Raw genomic sequence first — 3,135 nt, forward strand, 5'->3', positions numbered from 1 at the left:
GCGGCGTGCCGCCGGCCGGGGACAGCAGGGCGGGATCCTGCCCAGCTGGCGGCTGTCCCGCCGGGGTCTGTCCCGCCGGGGTCTGCGGGTCATCACCGAAACTGCCGCGATGATCCACGGGGTACCCCTCTGCACGGTTATAAGCCAGACAAAAATGACGCGGCCAGCCAATCACCGGCCGCTAAGTATTCTACGGGTTGCGACCCGGGAAAGTTCCCGGCGGCGCCGGAGGCTCAGAAACCGAGCCGCACCAGCTGCTTGGGATCGCGTTGCCAGTCCTTGGCTATTTTCACGTGCAGGTCCAGGTAGACGCGGGTGCCCAGCAGGCCCTCGATCCCCTTGCGGGCGCGGGTTCCGACGTCACGGAGCCTCTCCCCGCCCTTGCCGATGATGATGGCCTTCTGCGACGGACGTTCCACGAAGAGGTTCACCCGGACATCCAGCAGCGGGTTGTCGGCGCTGCGGCCTTCGCGCGGAACGATCTCCTCGACCACCACGGCCAGCGAGTGGGGCAGTTCGTCGCGCACGCCCTCCAGCGCCGCCTCCCGGACCAGTTCGGCTACCATGACGGCCTCGGGTTCGTCCGTGAGCTCGCCGTCGGGATAGAGCGGCGGCGACAGCGGCATCTGCCGGACCAGCACATCGGCGACCGTCTGGACCTGGTCCCCCTTGGCGGCGGAAACCGGCACGATGTCGGCGAAACCGTCCGGGCCGAAGATCTCCGCGCCCAGCGCCGCGACCGCCAGCAGCTGCTCGGCCAGCGCCTGCTTGTCCATCAGGTCCGTCTTGGTGACCAGTGCCACCACTGGCTTGCCGGACAGGGCGGCCAGCTGGTTGGCAATGAAGCGGTCGCCGGGACCGATTTTCTCGTTGGCCGGCAGGCAGAAGCCGATCGCGTCCACTTCCGCAAGCGTGTCCGCCACCAGGTCGTTCAGCCGCTGCCCCAGCAGGGTCCGGGGCCGGTGCAGGCCGGGCGTGTCCACCAGCACCAGCTGGGCATCCGGGCGGTGCACGATGCCGCGGATGGTGTGCCGCGTGGTCTGCGGCTTGGCGGAGGTGATGGCCACCTTCTGCCCGACCAGCGCGTTCGTCAGCGTGGACTTGCCCGCGTTCGGGCGGCCCACGAGCGACACGAAACCGGCGCGGTAGTCCTTGGGCCAGCCGCTGGACGGCATGGCCATGGCCTTGTCGGTGCTCTCTTCGCCGGTGGCGTTTTCGGGGTTGGTCATCGTTCCCTCTCCGTCCCGGGCATGCGGGCGGGGTCATCGGCGGCGGCAGCGCCGTCGTCGTTGGCGTACTGGTCCCGGGCGGGCGCTTCGTACCAGGCCAGGACATGGCTGACGCGGTTGCGCCGGCCCTCCAGCCGTTCGGCGCGCAGGTGCAGGCCGTCCAGCTCCACTTCGCTGCCGACGATCGGCACCCGGCCGAGGCTCTTGGCCAGCAGCCCGCCGACGGTGTCCACCTCTTCGTCGTCCAGCTCCAGATTGAACAGTTCGCCGACGTCGTCGATGCTGGTGCGCGCGCTGACCCGGTACAGGCCGTCCGGCAGCGCCTCGATTTCGGGGCGCTCGGTGTCGTATTCGTCGACGATCTCGCCGACGATCTCCTCGATGAGGTCCTCCAGCGTGACCAGGCCGGCGGTGCCGCCGTATTCGTCGATCACGATCGCCACGTGCGTGGACTCGCGCTGCATTTCCTGCAGCAGCTCGCCGACCGACTTCGACTCGGGCACGTAGCGGACCTCGCGGCAGATCTGGTCCACCAGCATGCCGGCGCCGTGGTCGGCCCGGCCATGGATCCTGGCGGCCACGTCCTTCAGGTAGACGATGCCGCGGATCTGGTCCGCGGTGTCCATGATCACGGGGATCCGCGAATAGCCCGACTGCAGGAACAGCGTCATGGCCTCCTGCAGGGTGGAGCCGGAGTCGATGCTGAGCATGTCCGTGCGCGGCACCATCACCGCCCGGACCTTGGTATCGCCCAGCTCAAAGACGGAGTGGATCAGTTCCGCCTCGGTGTCCTCGATCATGTCGGACTCGTTGGCCCGGTCCACGAGTTCGCGGAACTCCTCTTCCGTGAAGAAGGCCGCGTCGGCGCGCGGCGCGTTCGGGGCAACCGTGCTGCCCAGACGGACCAGCCATTGGGGCACCGGGCCGAGGATCGAGCACAGCAGCCTGACCAGCAAGGCGGTGGAGAGCACGACGGCGCCGGCGTGCATCCGGCCCAGTTGCCGCGGGGAAACCCCGACCAGCACGAATCCGACGGCGGCCATGGTGACGGTGGCCAGCAGACCGGCCAGCCAGACGTTGTCCAGCAGGTCGTGGAACAGCAGGGCGATGGCGACGGCGGCGGCCATCTCGAACCAGACGCGCCAAAAACGCAGCCCGTGCATGTGCGCCGCCGGCGAGGCCAGGATGAGGCGCAGGCTGCGGCTCCGGCCGGAACGCAGCAGGTTTTCGGCGTCGTGGCGCGGCAGGTAGGTGAAGGCGGCCTCGGCGGCGGTCAGCACCCCGGCGAACAGCGTGAAAGCCAGCGTCATGCCGGCGAGTATCCAGAGCATCGTCGGTCTCTACAGGGTGGTTTCGGTGGGGGCTGCCTTGCCGGTGAAGGACGACAGCAACTGGCGCTGCAGGCCGAACATCTCTTCCTTCTCGGCCGGCTCGGCGTGGTCGAAGCCGAGCAGATGCAGGATGCCGTGCGTGGTCAGCAGCAGCATTTCGTCCAACAGGCCGTGGCCGGCCTTCTTCGCCTGCTCCTGCGCCACCTGCGGGCAGATCACGATGTCGCCCAGCACCCCGGGCGGGCCCGGCTTCATCGCGGTGCCGGGACGCAGTTCGTCCATCGGGAAGGACAGCACGTCGGTGGCACCCGGCTCGTCCATCCACTCGATGTGCAGCCGCTCCATCGCTTCGGTATCGACCATGATGATCGACAGTTCCGCTTCCGGGTGGACGTAGAGGGAGTCCAGCACGAACCGTGCCAGCCGCACCAGCTCTTCCTCGTTGGCGGCGACGGCCGATTCGTTGTTGACCTCGATGCTCATGCTCGATCCTCCGGGCCGGCTTCCACGTCCGTCTTCCGCCTGGCCGCGGGTGCGCGGCGCGGTCCCCGGCCGCCGTCCGAGCGGCGCGATTC

At 68.7% G+C, this 3,135-nt stretch carries 3 protein-coding genes; all 3 read right to left on the reverse strand.

Annotated elements, in window-relative coordinates; translation table 11 throughout:
• Positions 1-233: 233 nt before the first annotated feature.
• The 3 genes from era to ybeY are packed head-to-tail and all read right to left on the reverse strand — an operon-like array spanning position 234 to position 3,043.
• Positions 234-1,181 (reverse strand): GTPase Era, encoded by a 948-nt coding sequence (gene era, locus AC5RV2_RS16270; protein WP_493978553.1) that lies wholly within the window; start codon positions 1,179-1,181, stop codon positions 234-236.
• A 44-nt stretch (positions 1,182-1,225) separates the two neighbouring features.
• A complete protein-coding gene (locus tag AC5RV2_RS16275) occupies positions 1,226-2,560 on the reverse strand; it encodes a hemolysin family protein (protein ID WP_494093198.1) in 1,335 nt (444 codons plus the stop codon).
• A 9-nt stretch (positions 2,561-2,569) separates the two neighbouring features.
• Entirely contained in the window at positions 2,570-3,043 is a 474-nt protein-coding gene (ybeY, locus tag AC5RV2_RS16280) for an rRNA maturation RNase YbeY (protein ID WP_493978405.1), read from the reverse strand.
• Between the last annotated feature and the right edge of the window lie 92 nt (positions 3,044-3,135).

It is taken from the genome of Arthrobacter sp. Y3225116, assembly GCF_059091245.1.

What these genes read in the sequence shown, in the direction of transcription:
- AC5RV2_RS16275 (WP_494093198.1), bottom strand. Translation starts at nt 2,560, where the DNA reads ATGCTCTGGATACTCGCCGGCATGACGCTGGCTTTCACGCTGTTCGCC.
- ybeY (WP_493978405.1), bottom strand. Translation starts at nt 3,043, where the DNA reads ATGAGCATCGAGGTCAACAACGAATCGGCCGTCGCCGCCAACGAGGAA.
- era (WP_493978553.1), bottom strand. Translation starts at nt 1,181, where the DNA reads ATGGCCATGCCGTCCAGCGGCTGGCCCAAGGACTACCGCGCCGGTTTC.